This window comes from Pseudoalteromonas sp. 3J6, from assembly GCF_903995135.1.
Taxonomy (GTDB): domain Bacteria; phylum Pseudomonadota; class Gammaproteobacteria; order Enterobacterales; family Alteromonadaceae; genus Pseudoalteromonas.
The window spans coordinates 1390595-1408249 of the sequence record NZ_LR877185.1; the positions used below are offsets into that span (position 1 = coordinate 1390595).

Annotated in this window: 16 protein-coding genes and 1 tRNA gene; 16 read left to right on the forward strand and 1 reads right to left on the reverse strand. The window is 37.7% G+C overall.

The window, feature by feature from the left end; genetic code table 11:
* The 3 genes from fdx to P3J6_RS06455 all read left to right on the forward strand — a co-directional run bounded on the left by fdx (position 1) and on the right by P3J6_RS06455 (position 4038).
* Positions 1-339, forward strand: a complete 339-nt coding sequence (fdx, locus tag P3J6_RS06445) for an ISC system 2Fe-2S type ferredoxin (RefSeq protein WP_008113929.1) — start codon at positions 1-3, stop codon at positions 337-339.
* A gap of 255 nt (positions 340-594) precedes the next feature.
* Positions 595-2022, forward strand: a complete 1428-nt coding sequence (locus tag P3J6_RS06450; protein WP_198522499.1) for an NAD-dependent succinate-semialdehyde dehydrogenase — start codon at positions 595-597, stop codon at positions 2020-2022.
* 474 nt (positions 2023-2496) lie between these two features.
* Complete coding sequence (locus tag P3J6_RS06455) at positions 2497-4038, forward strand: methyl-accepting chemotaxis protein (RefSeq protein ID WP_198522500.1); 1542 nt, start codon at positions 2497-2499, stop codon at positions 4036-4038.
* 340 nt (positions 4039-4378) lie between these two features.
* Here P3J6_RS06455 and P3J6_RS06460 read toward each other — a convergent pair.
* Positions 4379-4454, reverse strand: a tRNA-His gene (locus P3J6_RS06460).
* A gap of 345 nt (positions 4455-4799) precedes the next feature.
* Between P3J6_RS06460 and P3J6_RS06465 the strand changes: the two genes are divergently transcribed.
* The 13 genes from P3J6_RS06465 to P3J6_RS06525 all read left to right on the forward strand — a co-directional run bounded on the left by P3J6_RS06465 (position 4800) and on the right by P3J6_RS06525 (position 17653).
* Positions 4800-5618: a mechanosensitive ion channel family protein gene (locus tag P3J6_RS06465; RefSeq protein WP_138570731.1), complete on the forward strand. Its 819-nt coding sequence runs from the start codon at positions 4800-4802 to the stop codon at positions 5616-5618.
* A gap of 96 nt (positions 5619-5714) precedes the next feature.
* Positions 5715-6497: a DUF481 domain-containing protein gene (locus P3J6_RS06470; protein WP_198522501.1), complete on the forward strand. Its 783-nt coding sequence runs from the start codon at positions 5715-5717 to the stop codon at positions 6495-6497.
* Between the two features lie 158 nt (positions 6498-6655).
* The gene (locus P3J6_RS06475; RefSeq protein WP_198523779.1) at positions 6656-9334 is read left to right on the forward strand and encodes an SLBB domain-containing protein; all 2679 of its coding nucleotides are present in this window, start codon (positions 6656-6658) and stop codon (positions 9332-9334) included.
* 24 nt (positions 9335-9358) lie between these two features.
* Positions 9359-9754, forward strand: a complete 396-nt coding sequence (gene gspG / locus P3J6_RS06480) for a type II secretion system major pseudopilin GspG (RefSeq protein WP_178956832.1) — start codon at positions 9359-9361, stop codon at positions 9752-9754.
* Positions 9754-11400: a GspE/PulE family protein gene (locus P3J6_RS06485; RefSeq protein WP_198523780.1), complete on the forward strand. Its 1647-nt coding sequence runs from the start codon at positions 9754-9756 to the stop codon at positions 11398-11400. Before gspG ends, P3J6_RS06485 begins: the two co-directional genes overlap by 1 nt.
* A gap of 3 nt (positions 11401-11403) precedes the next feature.
* A complete protein-coding gene (locus tag P3J6_RS06490; protein WP_218651583.1) occupies positions 11404-12600 on the forward strand; it encodes a type II secretion system F family protein in 1197 nt (398 codons plus the stop codon).
* Positions 12600-13028 carry a prepilin-type N-terminal cleavage/methylation domain-containing protein gene (locus P3J6_RS06495; protein WP_198522502.1) on the forward strand — a complete coding sequence of 143 codons (429 nt, stop codon included), beginning with the start codon at positions 12600-12602 and terminating at the stop codon, positions 13026-13028. The genes P3J6_RS06490 and P3J6_RS06495 overlap by 1 nt, the downstream gene beginning before the upstream one ends.
* A 1-nt stretch (position 13029) precedes the next feature.
* A complete protein-coding gene (locus tag P3J6_RS06500; protein ID WP_198522503.1) occupies positions 13030-13461 on the forward strand; it encodes a prepilin-type N-terminal cleavage/methylation domain-containing protein in 432 nt (143 codons plus the stop codon).
* Between the two features lies 1 nt (position 13462).
* Positions 13463-14146, forward strand: a complete 684-nt coding sequence (locus P3J6_RS06505; protein WP_178954872.1) for a prepilin-type N-terminal cleavage/methylation domain-containing protein — start codon at positions 13463-13465, stop codon at positions 14144-14146.
* Positions 14143-15042 (forward strand): general secretion pathway protein GspK, encoded by a 900-nt coding sequence (locus P3J6_RS06510; RefSeq protein ID WP_198522504.1) that lies wholly within the window; start codon positions 14143-14145, stop codon positions 15040-15042. Before P3J6_RS06505 ends, P3J6_RS06510 begins: the two co-directional genes overlap by 4 nt.
* A 5-nt stretch (positions 15043-15047) precedes the next feature.
* Entirely contained in the window at positions 15048-16196 is a 1149-nt protein-coding gene (locus P3J6_RS06515) for a hypothetical protein (RefSeq protein ID WP_198522505.1), read from the forward strand.
* Entirely contained in the window at positions 16189-16761 is a 573-nt protein-coding gene (locus P3J6_RS06520) for a hypothetical protein (protein ID WP_178954885.1), read from the forward strand. Before P3J6_RS06515 ends, P3J6_RS06520 begins: the two co-directional genes overlap by 8 nt.
* Positions 16751-17653, forward strand: coding sequence for a hypothetical protein (locus tag P3J6_RS06525; protein ID WP_198522506.1), 903 nt, complete (start codon positions 16751-16753; stop codon positions 17651-17653). The genes P3J6_RS06520 and P3J6_RS06525 overlap by 11 nt, the downstream gene beginning before the upstream one ends.
* The last annotated feature ends 2 nt before the right edge of the window (positions 17654-17655 follow it).

The window sequence follows — 17655 nt, forward strand, 5'->3', positions numbered from 1 at the left end:
ATGCCACAAATTGTTTTTCTTCCCCATCCGGAGTTGTGTCCTGACGGTGCTGCAATAGAAGCGCCCGCTGGCGAAACGGTACTTGATATCGCGCTTAAAAATGGCATTAGCATTCCTCATGCCTGTGAAAAGTCATGTGCATGTACAACTTGTCACTTAGTGATCCGTGAAGGTTTTGACTCATTAGATGAAAGTGACGACCTAGAAGACGACATGCTAGATAAAGCCTGGGGTTTAGAACCAGAGTCACGTTTAGGTTGCCAAGCAATTATTAGAGATGAAGACTTAGTGGTTGAAATACCTAAGTACAATCTCAATATCGTTAATGAAGAACACTAGTTTTTAATTAACGACTATTATATTAAAAGCCGCTGTTTAATACCGCGGCTTTTTTGTTTGTATTAAGTAGCAGCGGGTTTACCCCGCGTCTTTTTAAAGGTTAAAGGTTACGAGCCACGGGCTGCGAGGCGCGGGTAAATTAAAATAGCCTGTAGGCGGGGCTTTACGCCGCGCACATGTAGCAGCGGATTTATTCCGCGTCTCGAAGCCCGAAGCCCAAGGCCCAAGGCCCAAAACCCATTTCGGAGGTGTATTTTGAGTGATCTTATTTTTTCAGACTCGTTTATAAACGGTGAATTTTATAAAACCAGCACACGCTTTAGCGTTGATGATCCCGCCACCGAACAAAGTATTGTTGATGTAAGTGACATTGACGAGCAAGGTGTAAAAACAGCTATTAATGCGGCAAAAGGCGCGTTTGTAAAATTAAAAGCCACCAATGCAACCGAGCGAAGTGAAACTCTGATGCGCTGGTATGAGTTGGTGATTAAACATAAACACACATTAGCTACACTTATGACCAAAGAGCAGGGGAAACCACTTAAAGAATCTCTCGGTGAAATAGATTATGGCGCCGGCTTTATTAAGTGGTTTGCTGAGCAAGCTAAACGTAGCTATGGGGATGTGATCCCTGCAACCGACAATCAGCATCGCCTAACCAGTTATAAACAGCCTATTGGCGTGGTTGCTGGTATTACGCCATGGAACTTTCCTGTGGCTATGGTAACTCGGAAAGTTGCCCCTGCTTATGCTGCTGGCTGTAGTTTCATTTTAAAACCTTCTGAGCATACACCACTATGTGCTATTGCTTTAGCGTATTTGGCTGATCAGGCTGGCTTTGTAAAAGGCGCATTCAATGTGTTGGTATCACAAAACGCTAAAGACGTAGGTAAAATGCTGACAGACTCAGAGGTGGTACGTAAGTTTACTTTTACTGGCTCTACAGGTGTAGGTAAGCAGTTACTATCGCAATGTGCTGAGACAATTAAGAAAACATCAATGGAATTAGGTGGCAATGCGCCGTTCATTATTTTTGATAATGCCGATATTGATGACGCTATTGATGGCCTAATGGCGGCTAAATTTAGAAATAGTGGCCAAGCGTGTGTGGCGGCTAACCGTATCTTTATTCAGCGCAGTATATTAAATGAAGTGCTTGAAAAAATTACACCCAAAGTCGCTGCGCTCAACGTTGCAAACGGTTTTGATGAAAATGCCGATATAGGCCCGCTTATTTATCCCAAAGCAAAAGAGAAAGTGCAACAACTGATTAAAGACGCTCTCGATAAAGGCGCTACGCTAATTGGTGATAACAGCAATTTAGGTGGCAGCTTTCAAAACCCATTAATAGTTACTAATGTCACTACACAAATGGATATTTATCACGAAGAAGTATTTGGCCCTGTATTAACGGTGATCCCATTTGATGAAGAAAGCGAAGTCCTTGCGCTTGCTAATGACGTCCCTTATGGGTTAGCTGCGTACTTTTATAGCCAAAACATTAAACAAATCTATCGTGTAAGCGAAGGGTTAGAGTTTGGCATGGTAGGTGTAAATGAGGGGGTTATATCAAACCCTGTAGCACCGTTCGGTGGGGTAAAACAATCAGGCCTTGGAAGAGAGGGCGGTCACCAAGGGTTAGATGAGTACTTAGAAGAAAAATATGTATGTATTAGGGTTTGATTCTCTAAACTGTTCCGATGAGTTAACAGTTGAGCGTTTTAAGTTGCTTGAAACGGGTGTAAATGCTACCTTTTCAAAAAATATTTAAGTAAACAAAACGTAAAAAATTTCTATAAGTAGAAATAACCCCGTGTGTAAATGCCACCATTTTGGTGGCATTTTTTTTGCCCCTATTTAAGGAATGGTTTTTGTTATTTCTCCATTTTAGGGTCTAAACTATTCTTAGTTAGATGTTATTTTGCTTATATCCTTTTTAAAAACGCAATTATATGCAGTATCAATTCTTCTTCTACTATGTGGTTTTTTTGTAACCCTATGTTTTTTAATTGTTTATTTTTATGTGTGAGTAAGTAGAATGAAGTTTCAGTAGTTTCAAAACTATTGAAATATAGTAATAATGTACAATTGTGTTCTACACATTATTAAATTAACATCCCGCAAATTCACCCATTAAAAAATAATAAAGCACCCACTATGAGTAGAAGAAATCAAGCAACGGTAGACCAGGAAGTTTCGTTCGGCATTGACGAAGAGTTAGTTTCTACAACAGATTTACGAGGCGTTATCACCTATGCAAATGATAACTTTTGTAAAGTTTCAGGGTACACCATTAATGAATTGACAGGGAAAAACCATAACATGGTTCGTCACCCAGATATGCCGCCAGCGGCATTCGCTGATATGTGGTTCAATTTAAAAAGCGATACCGCTTGGCGAGGAGCGGTAAAAAATAGATGTAAAGATGGGCGTTATTATTGGGTTGATGCCTTTGTAACCCCTATTTATGAAAACGGTAAAAAAGTAGGTTATCAATCAGTTCGCCAACAACTCCTTCCAGAATATAAAAACCGCGCAGAAAAGCTATACCAACGTTTAAATAATGGTCAATCAATTACGCCTTTAAGTGAAAAATTAGCTGCATTTAAGCTTCCTCTATTTATTGGAGGGGCAGCTTTAATTGCTTGGTTAACAAGCTATATGTTCTGGTTATGTTTGCTGTTTGTTCCTTTGCCTTTTGTTATTTTTTACGAAGAATTAATTCGCTCGCAAAGCGCAATCAAAAAAACCAAAGCAGGTCCAGATAGCGTATCTCGGCATATTTATTCTGGTAGCGATAGCCTCAGCTACAGTGATTTTCAGATTAAATTACTTGAGGGTAAAGTTACGACCATTGTTGGCCGTATTATTGATGGTACTTTAAGCCTTAGTAAAGGTGCTGATTCTCTTAAAACTTGTGCTGAAGCTGCGCAGGCCGGTGTTGAAAAAGAAGCATCCGAATTGCATCAGGTATCCTCTGCGGTTGAGGAAATGGTGCATTCAATTGATGAGGTCGCTAAAAATACCTTAGTAACCAACCAACGTGTTCAACAAGCTCACCAAGACTGCGAAAATGCAACGCAAGCTATGTCAGGCACTATGCGAGAAGTATCGTTACTCGCCAACGAGGTGGATAACTCGGCAAGTTCAGCGAGCGGGCTAGCAACAGAGGCTGAAAAAATTGGTGGCATAATGCAAGAGATACAAGGGATTGCTGATCAAACAAATTTACTTGCACTTAATGCAGCTATAGAAGCTGCGCGTGCTGGTGAGCATGGTAGAGGGTTCTCGGTTGTTGCTGATGAAGTGCGAGCACTCTCAAGTAGAACGCATACTGCTACAGAGCAAATTCAAGTCTCTATATCTGAAATGCAATCTACGTTACTCAATTGGTCAAAAACAATGGAAGCGGGTAAAAACGCTGCAGAGACTTGTGTTAAAGAAACGCGAAATAGCCAAGATATCGTCTCAAAAGTATATGCTGCAATTACTGATATTTCTGATTTAGCAACACAAATATCAACCGCAGCAGAAGAGCAAAGCATGGTATCACAAGAAATCAGCCGTAATATTTCAAATATTAGTACCGCTTCGTCAGAAAACTTAGCCCAAGCGCATAATGTAGGTGCTGAGTCTAATGCGATTGAAAAGCACTCTAAAGCATTAGCATCACTAGGTCTTTCTTTTAAAGTAGGTTAATAAGTTGGCAAGGACAGCAAATACCCAAATATATGAGGCGCTGAGAATATAATATATTCTCAGCGCGCTCAGAGCGTCAAATCGGGAGACGGACTGTTTGGTGCGGGGAAAACCTGCTACTACTGGTGTTATTTGTAATATTTATTTAGCAGTGACTTCATGTCGCATCAAAGTTTTATAAAAGTATGAATTAAAGGATACAAGTAAACGAGAAGTAAAAATGTGAATAAGATTACGCAAATAGACGAGTTAGTATTATTTATTTTAGGTTTGGTTTTATGAAGGCCTGGTATAATTAAGAAGCTAACTTTGAACATTACTGAGGGATTTTAGAAAATAGTGGGGCGATTGACGGGGCTCGAACCCGCGACAACCGGAATCACAATCCGGGGCTCTACCAACTGAGCTACAACCGCCACTACATACACCTTGTTTGGTGTGGCGCGCATAATACATAATATCCCTTTGCTTGTGAAGCAAAAAATCAAAAAAATTTAAACTTATTATAAGTATTCTATATTTAAGCTTATTGGTAACGGGTAACCGACCTAACACCTAAACCCTGCGCGAGGTAAACTCACGCCTACGGGTATAAAAAACCTCGCTATATTAACCGTAAGGTTTTTAAATTCCTCGAACCTCCACACTCGTGGCTTGAATCCCTAACCCCTTAGTAAAACGCTGTTGCAAACACCTATTAAAGATTTACAATACAACAAACAATATCGCTAAACTGCTTAATAACGCTATCAGGAGTTAATATGGATTCAATACTCAATTGGCTGAATGAAAATTCAGGCTTAATCTTACACTATGGTATTCAAGCAGTTATAGCGCTTGTTATATTTTTACTCGGTGGCCGAATTGCCAAGTTTTGTGCAAATTTAACCGCTAAAGCATTCGACAAGAAGAAAGTAGATGTAGCGGTTTCATCGTTTGTATCTAGTATTGTGTATGCCATTGTATTTGCAGCCACTATTTTAATGGCGTTGTCACAAATTGGTATCGAAACCACTTCATTCATTGCTATTTTAGGTGCCGCAGGTTTAGCGGTTGGCTTAGCACTGCAAGGGTCGCTATCTAACTTTGCATCTGGTGTGCTAATTATTTTACTACGCCCATTTAAATCTGGTGACTACGTTGAAGCTGGCGGTAAAGCCGGTACGATTAAAAAAATTGAAATATTTTCTACTGAAATGCGCACTCCTGACAACAAAGTTATTGTAATGCCCAATTCAAAAATAATGTCAGATGCAATCATTAACTACTCGCGCGAATCAACACGCCGCGTTGACCTTGTGATTGGTGTTGGCTACGACGCCGATTTACGAAAAGCAAAAGAAGTACTTAAATCAGTACTAGATAACGAATCACGTATTTTAAAAGATCCTGCATACAACGTATCGGTTTCTGAACTTGCCGATTCAAGCGTTAACTTTATCGTACGCCCGTGGGTTAACTCAGAAGATTACTGGCCAACATACTGGTCGTTAATGGAAAACATTAAAATAGCGTTAGACGACGCTGATATTACTATTCCATTTCCACAAATGGATGTGCATTTGCACAAGCAAGACTAATTTTTTAAAAAGTTATTAAGGTAATGCTCACGTTAGGTTTGCTAACGTGCGCGCTGCTTTAAAGAGCATGAATATTTTTTACAGGGTTATTTTTTAATGAAACTTAAGCTTTTATCAATTTTAGTAGCAGCCTCAGCTACAACCAGTGCATTTGCATCAGAAGAAGAACAAAAAACCTGGGAAGTTACCAGCGAAGTGGGTGCTATCATTACCAGTGGTAATACAGAAACAACCACTTTAAAAGGCGGTATTAAAGTCTTACATAACTTAGAAAATTGGAATAACGAGTATAAGTTAGATGGCATTTATAAAGAAGATGAAGTAGAAAACGACGACGGTACAAAAGAAAAACAGCGTACTAACGAAAAGTACTCTATTTCAGCGCAGGGTAATTACAAACTAAACGAAAAGCACGCTCATTTATTTATTTATGGGTCGCACGTATCAGACTACTTTGGTGCATACCGAAGTGAATCAGTTATTTCAGCGGGTTATGGTTTACGTTTACTAAACGAGACAAACATGAAGCTAAACGCTGAAATTGGTCCGGGTTATAAGTATTTTAAGTATCCAGATATTAGCGAAGAAGTTGATGAAAACGGCAACTCATTAGCGGGTGAATACGAAGGTGAGGTAATTGCTTTAGGTAAAGTAGACTTTAGTTGGAAAATTTCAGACAACGCGCGTTTTACTCAGTTAGTATCGGTAGAGTACGGTGATACTAATACCAAAACCCGCTCTGAAACCGCACTGCTGACTAAAATTAACGGCTCACTGCAAATGAAAGTGGCTTACAATATAACCAACAACTCAGATGTGGCTGATGACAAAGAAGCAACAGATACAGAGACTTCACTAACACTTGTTTACAGTTTTTAAGCATACAAAAAGCATAATAATGGGTAAGCGTGCTTACCCATTTTTTTTATCTATAAAATGGTGTAGTATGCGGCGAATATTTATATTTTTTATCTTTTTTACTAAAGGGAAGCTTTGTGAAGTTAACTAATTTTTTTTCGGCAGTACTGTTTTTCAGTATGCTTACCTCTACGTCGGCTATAGGGGCTGAGGAAAGAGTTCAGCCAACTGAACAACAGTTAGAGCAATTTAAAAAATTGCCAGAATCTCAACAGCAAGCTTTAGCAAAAAAATATGGTATAGACTTAAGTGCTTTAAAAAAGTCAAAAGATAAAGATTCTGATGATGAACTTTTAACACCTTCAGTACTTCCTCGAAATAGTAAAACTAAAATAGATGATGAGGAGTTTCAAACTGAAGAAGAGAAATTTAAACCGAAATCAGATGAACCGAAGCCATTTGGGTATGAGCTCTTCTCCGGTGAGCCAACAACATTTACCCCTTCTGAAAATGCTTTAGTTCCAGATAGTTACATTGTAGGGCCTGGCGATACTTTTACTATAAATTTATACGGTAAAGAGTCATCGAGTGAAGAAGTTGAAGTTGATAGGGAGGGGCGTTTAGCAATAGATAAATTGCAGCCAGTGTCTGTTTCGGGTATGCAATACAGTGAAGTAGTTAAGCTTATAAAGGTTAAGGTTGAAAAAGAAATGATTGGTGTTGAGCCGTTCGTTTCTATGGGAAAAACTAGAAGCATTAGGGTAATGGTTCTAGGTGAAGCTTACCTTGCAGGTGCTTATACCATTCCCGCACTGTCTTCTATCTCACATGCTTTATTTGTAAGTGGTGGTATTTCTGAAATTGGCTCTCTACGCAATATTCAGTTAAAACGAGCTGGTAAAACAATTCAAACTCTCGATTTATATGATCTGCTAATTCGTGGTGATAGTTCAGATGATGTAATTTTAAAGCCAGGTGACGTTGTTTTTATTCCGACTGTTGGTAAACAGGTCACTGTAGATGGCGAAGTGCGCAGACCTGCTATTTTTGAGTTACAAGATAATGAATCAGTTCATGACTTAATCACTATGGCAGGCGGTTTTAATGGTGCTGCCTACCCTCAAAGAACAGTTGTAGAACGCTATACTGGCAATAGTTTCAAGACAATTCTGCAAATAGACTTAACAAATTCAGATTCTAAATATATTGCTAAAAACGGTGACAAAATAAAGGTACCTTCATCAAGTGAAGAGTTAAATGATGCAGTCACTTTACTTGGCGCTGTAACATATCCAGGTAATTATTCGTGGAGCGAAGGAGATAAAGTTAGCAAACTATTTACCTCTATTAAGAGTGATTTACTTCCGATAGCAGATTATGAGTACGCTCTTATTATCAGGGAAGTAAATATCAAAGGTGATATAGAGGTGCATCAATTTTCACCACTTAAAGCTATTGCTAACGATCCTGAGCAAGATATAGAGCTAAAAGCACGTGACAAAGTGGTTGTTTTTAGTCGCTTTCAATCTAAAGAGGATGAGGAAATAGCATTAGACTCATTAGCTTTAACCCAAGAGCAAATTAAATTAAGAGAAAAAATGGCTTTATGGGATGATTTTGAGCAAAAGCAATTTTATGAATTTATAGATTTAGGTGACTCCTTAGATAAAGAGCTCGCCGAGCAAGTTGAAAAACAACTTGAAGAAGAAGATAAAAATAGAGTTACCGCAATTACGGAAATTTTAAATAAAAAAGTTGAATTAGAAGATGACGAGTATTCATATTTCAGCAGAGAAAGACTCCTTAAGCCCATACTTGCAAAATTAAATCAGCAGGCAGGCTACAAAAGTAAAGTGCAAATTTACGCAATTCGCGGTGAGGTTTATCATGAAGGGATTTACCCTCGCCCGGTTAATGCCAATATAAATAAGGCAATTGCATCTGCTGGGGGACTAAAAGAGTCTGCATTTCTTGAAAGCGCAGAGATAACGCGGTTTTCACCAAAAAATGCAGCAATGTTAGAGCATGTTAATATTAATTTAGATGAAGCAGTTAGTAATCCTACAAAAGAAAAGTTTTTGGTTCATAGTAAAGATTCTATAAATGTTTACCCAATACCTAATTGGCAGAAAGGGTTGAAAGTAAGCTTATTTGGTGAGGTGAAATTCCCCGGTGAATACGATATTCGTAAAGGTGAAAGCTTACGAGAAGTAATAAATAGAGCTGGAGGGTTTACAGATTATTCTTACCCTGAAGGGGCTGTATTTACACGCGAAAATCTACGTTTTCAACAGCAACAGCAGCTAAACAAGTTGTCAGAAGATTTGCGAAGAGATATTACTTCTAAAAGCTTTAATAGCTCAATCACCGATTCATCGCTGAGTTATGAAGACATGAATAGCTTGATTAATGACTTGGCTAAAGTGAAAGCGGTGGGTCGTTTAGTTATAAATTTACCAGCTATTGTGGAGGGTAAATTAGATATCCCCCTAGAAGATAGCGATACGCTCTATATTCCAAGCAAACAAAACAGTATAAATGTTGTTGGTGAGGTTAACTTCTCTAGCTCACATTTATTTGATTCAGCTTTATCGGTTGACGATTACATCGGTAGAAGTGGTGGCTTTAAGCAGCGTGCAGACGAAGATCGTGTTTACATTATTAAAGCAAGCGGCCTAGTTAAAATACCAAATAATAATTCTTGGTTTGGTGTTGATCGCTCTGAAATACTAGAGCCAGGCGATACAGTCGTGGTGCCATTAGACACAGAGCACGTTGATAACTTAACTTTGTGGAGCACAGCAACACAAATACTTTATCAAATGGGTGTAGCCCTAGCTGCGGTTAGTTCACTGTAAATTATAAAGGTGTATGGAATGAAAATGAAAAAAAACAATGGTTTTACTATGATGGAACTACTCATAGTTATCGTAATCTTAGGACTTTTGGCATCTTTAGTTGCCCCCAAATTTTTCGGTAAATTGAGCACGGCAGAAAGAGGCATTGCAGCGACTCAAATGTCGGCCTTCGAAACAGCTATTGATACATATAGGCTTGATTTAGGTCGATACCCATCAAAATTAGAGCAACTAAGAAGTAGTGATGAGCCTAGATGGGATGGTCCTTACTTACCTAAAGATGTTCCTTTAGATCCATGGGGTAATCCATATGTCTATAGTCTTAATAACGATAAAATTAATCCTTATACTTTAATGTCATACGGTGCTGATGGTAAAGAAGGTGGTGAAGATAATAATGCAGATATAGTGCACCAATGATGACAATTGAACAATTGCTATTAGATAAATTTAATGTAACACAACAAGATTTATCTAAAGCTTTAAATTATCAACAAAAATATGGTGGTAGAGTTGAACAAATTTTGGTTAATATGGGGAGTCTTCCAGATGATCAAGTTCAACATTTATTATCGCTATACTTAGAATTGCCGCTCTTTGATTTATTGGAGTGGCAAGATATAGAGCTGCCAACGCTTAGCTATAAAGAAAAAGAATTTTTACTAAAAAATAACTGGGTATTATTAGATAAAGATACGTGGAGCTTTGCGTGTCTTTACCCATTAAATTTATCTGTAAATAATTGGTTAGCAGAAAATGAGATTTCGGCTCGGTTGTATGTTGCATCAGCAACTGATATTCAAAATTTAGCTACTAAATTAAACATAGATGATGCGTTAGATTCTGATGATCTAGTAACCTCTGACGAAGAAGAAAAGTTAAGAGAGCTTGCATCAGAGGCGCCTACTGTTAACTTGCTTAACTCCTTAATTGGTAAAGCACTGAGACAGGGAGCCTCTGATATGCACTTAGAGCCTTATGAAGGAACCTATCGTGTAAGGTATCGTGTTGATGGCGTATTGCATGAGGTTGAGCGTCTAGCGCCCAAAATGCAATTACCTATAGTAACAAGATTAAAAATACTCTCGGGTATGGATATCGCGGAAAAAAGACGACCACAAGACGGTAAGATCGAGCTAAAAATATCTAACCAAGAAATAGATATCCGTGTTTCTTCTTTACCACTTAACGATGGTGAATCTGTTGTAATGCGTTTTTTGCGTAAAGATAATGTTCGCTATAACATGTCTGTACTAGGTCTATCTAGTGACATAGAAGCGTGTATAAAAGAGGATATAAAAACAACCTCGGGTGTTGTACTTCTAACAGGCCCAACGGGTTCTGGTAAAACTACGACTCTATATACTTTCTTGAATGCGCTTAATAATGACGATGTTAAAATCATAACCTTAGAGGATCCTGTTGAATACCAGCTTCCTGGAATAAATCAGGTGCAAGTTAATAGCGATATTGGTTTTGACTTTTCTGCGGGTCTGCGTTCTATAGTCCGTCAAGATCCTGATATTATAATGCTTGGGGAGATTCGAGATAAAGAAACTGCTCAAATAGCATTGCAATCGGCGCTAACTGGTCACTTAGTTTTTAGTACAGTGCATACAAATGATGCTGCAAGCGCATATACCCGTTTATTGGATCTCGGTGTAGAAGAGTTTTTACTTAATGCTGCACTTGTTTCTATTGTTGCCCAGCGATTAGCTCGAAAAATATGCTCCCATTGCTCTGAGCCAGAAGAAGATTCAGCATTATTAATTGAGAAGTATAAGCTTGAGGACTTCATAAAACGTTTTGGTATTAAAGCTATAAACTTGCAAAAAGGCAAAGGATGTCAGCACTGCTCTTTCACAGGTTATAAAGGACGGATGGCAGTTACTGAATATTTAGCGTGTGATGATACTATTAAATCCATCCCTAAAGATTCTGATTTTATAAATAAAGCAAAAAAGCATAATAATGATATGCAACGTAGAACATTGATTGAAGATGGCCTTTACAAAGCTGTATTAGGGCAAACAACGATTGCTGAAGTTTTACGGGTGGCAGGCTAAATTATGCTTTTTAAATACAAAGCTTACGACCACTCAGGTGCAAAAAGTGAAGGGGAAACTGAAGCTGATAGCAAGCAAGCAGCTATTACAGCAATTCAAGCAATGGGGTTATTTCCTTCTCATGTAGAAGAAGTAAAAGCAGATGCAATCTCATTATTTAAGAGCAATGCAATTACGCTTGCTGATCTTGAGTTTTTAACTGCAGAACTTAGCCTTTTGCTTGAATCAGGAGTTCGTATAGATAAAGGGATTGATATTATCAGGCGAACTAAAGCTAAAGCATCTTTGGCTAAGTTACTCGATGATTTAAATAAAAAGATAAAAAAGGGTAATAGCTTATCATCTGCTTGTCGAGATTACCCTGAAGTATTTGATGAGTTGTACTGTAACTTAATTGAGCTCGGTGAAGCATCGGGTAATCTGAGTGAAGTGTTTGCCGACTTAGCAAAAGACTTAAAATTTAAAAGAGATCTGCGCAGTAAAATCATAGGCTCACTCACTTATCCAATCGTAATTTTTGCGGTTTGTATAATGAGCGTAGTGTTTATATTTAACTTTATTATACCGAAAATGGCGAGCATGTTTGCAGGGGCTGATGACCTGCCTTGGTATACATCGTTTATGCTTAGTATGAGTGACTGGATGGTCCAATACCAAGGCTTTTTATTTGTGGGCCTCATACTATCTATATTTCTTTGCATTTATTCATTAAAACAACCAAGAATACTTCGGTGGTGGCAAGGGGTATCTTTAAAGTTACCCATTATTTCAAATGCTGTTATAACTATCGAGAGAATCCGCTTCAATAGCGGCTTATCTATGATGCTTAAGTCGGGTATCCCTATAGACAAAGCCCTAGGGCTTTCGGCAGGTAATATTCGTAACTATCATTTGCGCAGAGAGATTGAAATCGCAAAACAAAAAGTAAAAAGAGGTAGTTCACTTTCACCAGCTTTACAGCAAACATCTATATATCCAGCTTTTTTTGTTTCATTACTCGAGGTTGGTGAAGAGTCAGGAAATCTTGAAAGAGTATTTGAAGAAATAGCCAATCGTTCAAGGGTGGACTTTGAAAGTTGGACCGAAAAAATGACTACATTATTAGAACCCTTAATGATACTCATCATGGGGGGGATTGTAGGCGGTGTTGTTGTAATTATGCTACTTAGCATGGTTTCTATGAATGATGTTGGATTATAGTGTTTAAAATTAAAGGTTTTACATTAATCGAACTCATGGTTGTAATGGCTGTAGTCGCACTCCTGGTCGGCTTAGTGGGTCCATTGACTATGCAGCAGCTAGACAAAGCACAAGCTAAGGCGGAGTTACTAAATTTAAAAAGAGAGTTAGTAGCAGTAAGTCAAAGAGCTTTTTTTTCAGATATGCAATTAACGGCTAAATTAGCAGGAAAAGAGCTTAGTGTGTTTTCTGAAGATAACCAAACAATCATTTATAACAAAAACTTTGACTACCTTTTTTTTCAACCGCAAGAGATCGTGTTTAATAATATTGGTTTTGTCTCCTTGACTTCTATAAATGCAAACTACCGAGACGAGCCTTTAACTATAAATTTAAACGACTTAATAAATAAACCTTACGCATTTAACCAAAATAATGTGGGCTTCTGACATGCAGTACACAAAGAAACAGTCAGGATTTACGCTTATAGAAGTGCTTGTCGCAAGTGTTATATTATTTTCATCAATTGCTATTGTAGGTGTTGTTTATAAAGGGGTATTGGTTTCAACAGTAAAAGCAGAAAAGCATATGCATTTAACGAGTGTTGTCTCTACGGCTGTTGATAAAATAGAAAGAAAATTAAAAACCATCGGTAATAGCGCTCAACAGGAAGATTCTGGGACTTTTGTTCTTCTAGGTGTTACAGCAAATTGGCATGCAGTACTTGTGCAAAGTAAGTCACCCCCAGATTTATTTGATCCTGACTCAGGCAAGACTGTACAAATTGAGAAAAAATATAATCGCTGGCGAGTCGAGCTAAAGCTTAATTATAAAGGAACATCGCAAGTTTATAACTTTTCAGGATTAAACTGGAGTGATTAAAGTGCAATCGAAAGGTTTTACACTTATAGAGTTGTTAATTACCATTTCTATTTTAAGTGCCTTAATTTTTACCGGCACCTTCAGCTATCAAATGTTAGCTAATCGATGGCAAGAAGAAGTGGGTACTTATAATAAAACGCTTGCAAATAGTAAGGGAATTTCATTACTTTCCAGAATACTGCATGGTGTAGCCCCGTATATTATTATTGATGAAAGAGAAAATAAAAGGCCAGGTCTGCTTTTTGTTGGCAATGAAAATAAGCTTTTTGGAGTGACGCAACAAGGGTTGTTTTCTGGTAAATACCCTGAAATTTTTAGGTTAACATTAGAGCAACAAGAAAATAAAAAGTATAATTTAATTTACCAGTCAGTCAGTACTAAAAACCAGTCTATTTTTACTACTCAGCAAGAAATCGCATTTGAACATAACTACTTGCTACTTGAAAACATAGATGAACTTGTCTTTTCCTACCGAGGTTGGGATAACTTGCCCTCTATGTCCATACAAAAAGAAGCACAAGAGCAACCAAAAGTAACAAATGAATACTCAGGCATTAATAAGCAGTTGTTACCTTTAAATATAATGACTACGTTAACAATTAACTCAGAAACAATGATGATCGAGGTTGACTCTGGCAGAGATTCGCTGCAGCATACCACCCTATATTTAGGAAATAACTCATGAATCAAGCCGCAGGTATCGCGCTGATTCAAGTGCTACTGATCACTGCATTATTGTCAGTGTTTGCTCTATTTTTGAATCAAGGAGCATCTAGGCATATTCATCTTTCTATGCTTGCTCAACAAAGAGCTGAGGCTGAAATATTATTGCACTCAGCTAAAAATGAGCTGTTATATACATTGTTAACTGAGCCTCTGTTATACCCTGCAATTGGTAGTAGCGAGAGCACTTCGCAAACCACGAGTAAAGCAATACAGGACAAATGGAATTTTCATAACCAGGCATTTCCATTGTCAGAAAATGTAAAAATAAAAATTCAAGATCAATCCGCATTACTGAATGTAAACTTTTTTCCAAGCGCTCGTTTAGTCAAACTATTAACATCTTCTGGAGCCTCTCCCAAAAGAGCAAAGCAAATAACGGACACCTTGCTAGATTGGCTTGATGCTGATAACATCCCTCGAGAACTAGGCAATGATAGCTTTATGTCAAGTAATATCCGAAACGGCAAAATAGTTGATATAACAGAGATAGAAAAAGCGCTTGTTTTAACCGAAGATGAAAAAAAAGTACTATATAGTAACTTGAGTGTTTTCTCGCGGGGCGATTTAAACATTATGTCTGCCAGTAAAGAGCTAATAGCCTCTATGAGTTCACCAGAAAAGGCAGAGTTTGTTACCCAGTTACGCGAGCAAGGTAAATTAAATATTGGTGACTTTAAAGAGTATACCGGCATTGAATATCAAGATGGTATAAGGTTTGCATCTTCGAATAGACTTGGTGTTCAGCTGCTTATAAACTATAAAAATATTTCACTGAGTAAAAACTTTGTATTAAAAATTTCTCCTTATGCAAAAAACAAGACTCCCCCCTACGACTTACTGTTAGAGCGCAACTAATCATTATGTTTTTAAATGTTAACTCAATAAAACAGCGGATACGCGGTTTATTAAAATCCTTATGGCGTTTTGTTGGCTACTATGACGGAAATTTTTATCAGTTTGTTTACACTGAGCAAGAAGGTCTTACTTTAGAGCCGATTAAAAATAAGAAGAAGCCTAAAATATTGATCATTTCATGTGGCAGCTATGCAGAGGAGCATATGTCACTCCCAGTGGTAGATAAAAAAGAGCTACGACAACTGCTAAAGCTTCAAACCGAAGTTAACCAAGCTACTTTAGTGTGCGAAATTCAATCTGATAAAAGCATAGTGAATCGCTGGCAGTTACCTGATTTCAAACACCATCCTTTTTTCATAATTCCTGAGTCAGTTTTAATTACTAAAAAGTGCAGAGAGAGTGAAGCGTTAGTAGTTGAGGAAGGGATTAATTCGACTATTTTTGCTTTAATTGGCAAAGTAACGTACAGCGGCCAATTGAAAGGAGTGATTAATACAGCTAAACGCTTCGCTATGTCAGTGGGCATGCAATTAGAAACAACAACAACGCTCAGTCAAAAAGACAAACTAGCACGCTTTGAAAGTGGCATTAAACAATTAACTTTTAAAGAGCTAGTTGCGTTCACCTCACTTAAAGCTAAAGCGGATAAAAGTAAACTTTTAGTCAGCCTTTCATTACCAGCTGTCGCTATTGTTAGTGTTTATCTACTGGTTAGCTCATTGTTTTTAACATTAAAAACAGAATACCTAGATTATCAAACCTCTACTATCGAACAGCAGCTAGGCGAACTCCTGAGGTTACAATCTGAAGTTGAAGAGCAGCAGGCAAGCTACCTTTCCTATATTGAGATACTTAACAATCAAACTGATTATACAGGGCTGCTAGTGTCACTTATCCCAGTTTTTGAACAAGTTAGGTTAACAAGCGTTATTTATGAAAATGGTCGTTATATCGTAAGGGGTGAAATTGAAAAAGCATCTGACTTCTTAGATTTAATTGCCGCAGAACCAAATGTTGATGATGCAAAATTTGATTTCGCAGTCATAAAAAGTAGAGCAAGAGAGCGCTTTGTTATTAGCTTTAAACTCGCTGAAAAATTAATAATACCTGAAAAAGAAGAACCTACCTTAGAGGAGCCAGAACAAAATGGCTGAGTTAAAAAAGCATGCGCTCGCTTTATACCTTATAGGTGTGCTTATTTTACTAAAATTTATACTTGTGCCTGTTATTGATTGGCAAGACAGTGTAATAGCAGAGCATCAACTTAAACAAAGAAAGCTAAGCAAAGCTAATACGTTACTTAACAACAAAGCAACGTTGCAAGAGCAAGCAGCTAATTTAGAAGAAAAACTGCTGAATGTCGCCCCGTATTTTTATTCTTGGCAAGAAGAGAGTGTATTTAAACGCGAACAACAACAAATAATTGAAACAGAGCTTGCAAAGTTTGACCTACGTAGTAAACGAATTGGTTGGAAAGAGAGTTTTCCCACTGATGGGCAAAAAGTGATTAAATATAATATTGAATATTCATTTGAGGGTAGCGGTTATCAAGTTATAAATTACTTAGTCGCATTAAAAAAACATCAATATTTAACTGATACACCACAAACAAACTTCTCATTTCGTGGGCAAGGTGCGGGCAAGCTAGGTATTATCTCAGTATTCCTAAGTCGTAATTACTATATGCAACTAGAGGGGAGTAACCTAGATGATAAATAAACATGACCTCTTATTAAGGGTAAAAGAGCCTGTTATTATCGCCAGTGTTGTAGTTGCACTGATGTGGATTGTAAATGATTTATCAGTACGTATTATTAAGCCTATTTCTAATAAAGCTGAGATTAATGAAGTTTCAATAGAGCAAGCAAAGGTTAAAAATAATATTACAGCCCAAGAGGCCGCTAAGTTAATAGCCTTGTATGACGTTTATAAACCCAATGCCACAGAAGACACTGCAGCCTCAGAACCTGAAGGTTTAACAAAGGAGCAGCAACTAAGGCAAAGTGGCTTATTAACCGAGGTATTTATTGATAACAACAAGCTGACTTTAAAAGCAATTATTCAATTGCAGCAAACAAATAAAAAAGTGGCACTTATTGATGTGATGAATATTAAAGAACAGCAGCATGAACTAAAACGCTTTGACGATCAAAATCAAGTGTACGGTTATACACTCGAAGTATTAAATAATACCCAAGTAAAACTAACTGCTCAACATGAGCAGCAAACACAACTTAACCCATCGTTTAGCCCAACTACTGCGTTATGGTTAGCTGGGGTGCCAATTATTGATGCCGTATCGACCATCTCACGACGAATAAAAAAAGGTCAGTCGCCTTTCAAGCCAGATAGAGAACATCTGCATCACATTCTTCTTCGTTTAGGCTTATCGACAAGACAAGCGTTGGTGGTAATTTGTATTTGTGCACTTTTATTTGCCGGCTTTGGAATATTAGTTGAACTTGCGAATATTCCAGATATCATTTCACTGATAATATTTTTAATTGTTACTGCCGTCTATTTTGTGTGTATGCAAAGAATATGGCGTATAAGTGTGCGTGTGCGACAGATTTTTGGAATTAATCGCAAGCGTAACAAGTCTTCTGACTAGGT

Bases quoted from the DNA above. Each gene is read 5' to 3' on its own strand.
- fdx (WP_008113929.1), top strand. From the start codon at position 1: ATGCCACAAATTGTTTTTCTTCCCCATCCGGAGTTGTGTCCTGACGGT.
- P3J6_RS06455 (WP_198522500.1), top strand. From the start codon at position 2,497: ATGAGTAGAAGAAATCAAGCAACGGTAGACCAGGAAGTTTCGTTCGGC.
- P3J6_RS06465 (WP_138570731.1), top strand. From the start codon at position 4,800: ATGGATTCAATACTCAATTGGCTGAATGAAAATTCAGGCTTAATCTTA.
- P3J6_RS06470 (WP_198522501.1), top strand. From the start codon at position 5,715: ATGAAACTTAAGCTTTTATCAATTTTAGTAGCAGCCTCAGCTACAACC.
- P3J6_RS06475 (WP_198523779.1), top strand. From the start codon at position 6,656: ATGCTTACCTCTACGTCGGCTATAGGGGCTGAGGAAAGAGTTCAGCCA.
- gspG (WP_178956832.1), top strand. From the start codon at position 9,359: ATGAAAAAAAACAATGGTTTTACTATGATGGAACTACTCATAGTTATC.
- P3J6_RS06485 (WP_198523780.1), top strand. From the start codon at position 9,754: ATGACAATTGAACAATTGCTATTAGATAAATTTAATGTAACACAACAA.
- P3J6_RS06490 (WP_218651583.1), top strand. From the start codon at position 11,404: ATGCTTTTTAAATACAAAGCTTACGACCACTCAGGTGCAAAAAGTGAA.
- P3J6_RS06500 (WP_198522503.1), top strand. From the start codon at position 13,030: ATGCAGTACACAAAGAAACAGTCAGGATTTACGCTTATAGAAGTGCTT.
- P3J6_RS06510 (WP_198522504.1), top strand. From the start codon at position 14,143: ATGAATCAAGCCGCAGGTATCGCGCTGATTCAAGTGCTACTGATCACT.
- P3J6_RS06515 (WP_198522505.1), top strand. From the start codon at position 15,048: ATGTTTTTAAATGTTAACTCAATAAAACAGCGGATACGCGGTTTATTA.
- P3J6_RS06520 (WP_178954885.1), top strand. From the start codon at position 16,189: ATGGCTGAGTTAAAAAAGCATGCGCTCGCTTTATACCTTATAGGTGTG.
- P3J6_RS06525 (WP_198522506.1), top strand. From the start codon at position 16,751: ATGATAAATAAACATGACCTCTTATTAAGGGTAAAAGAGCCTGTTATT.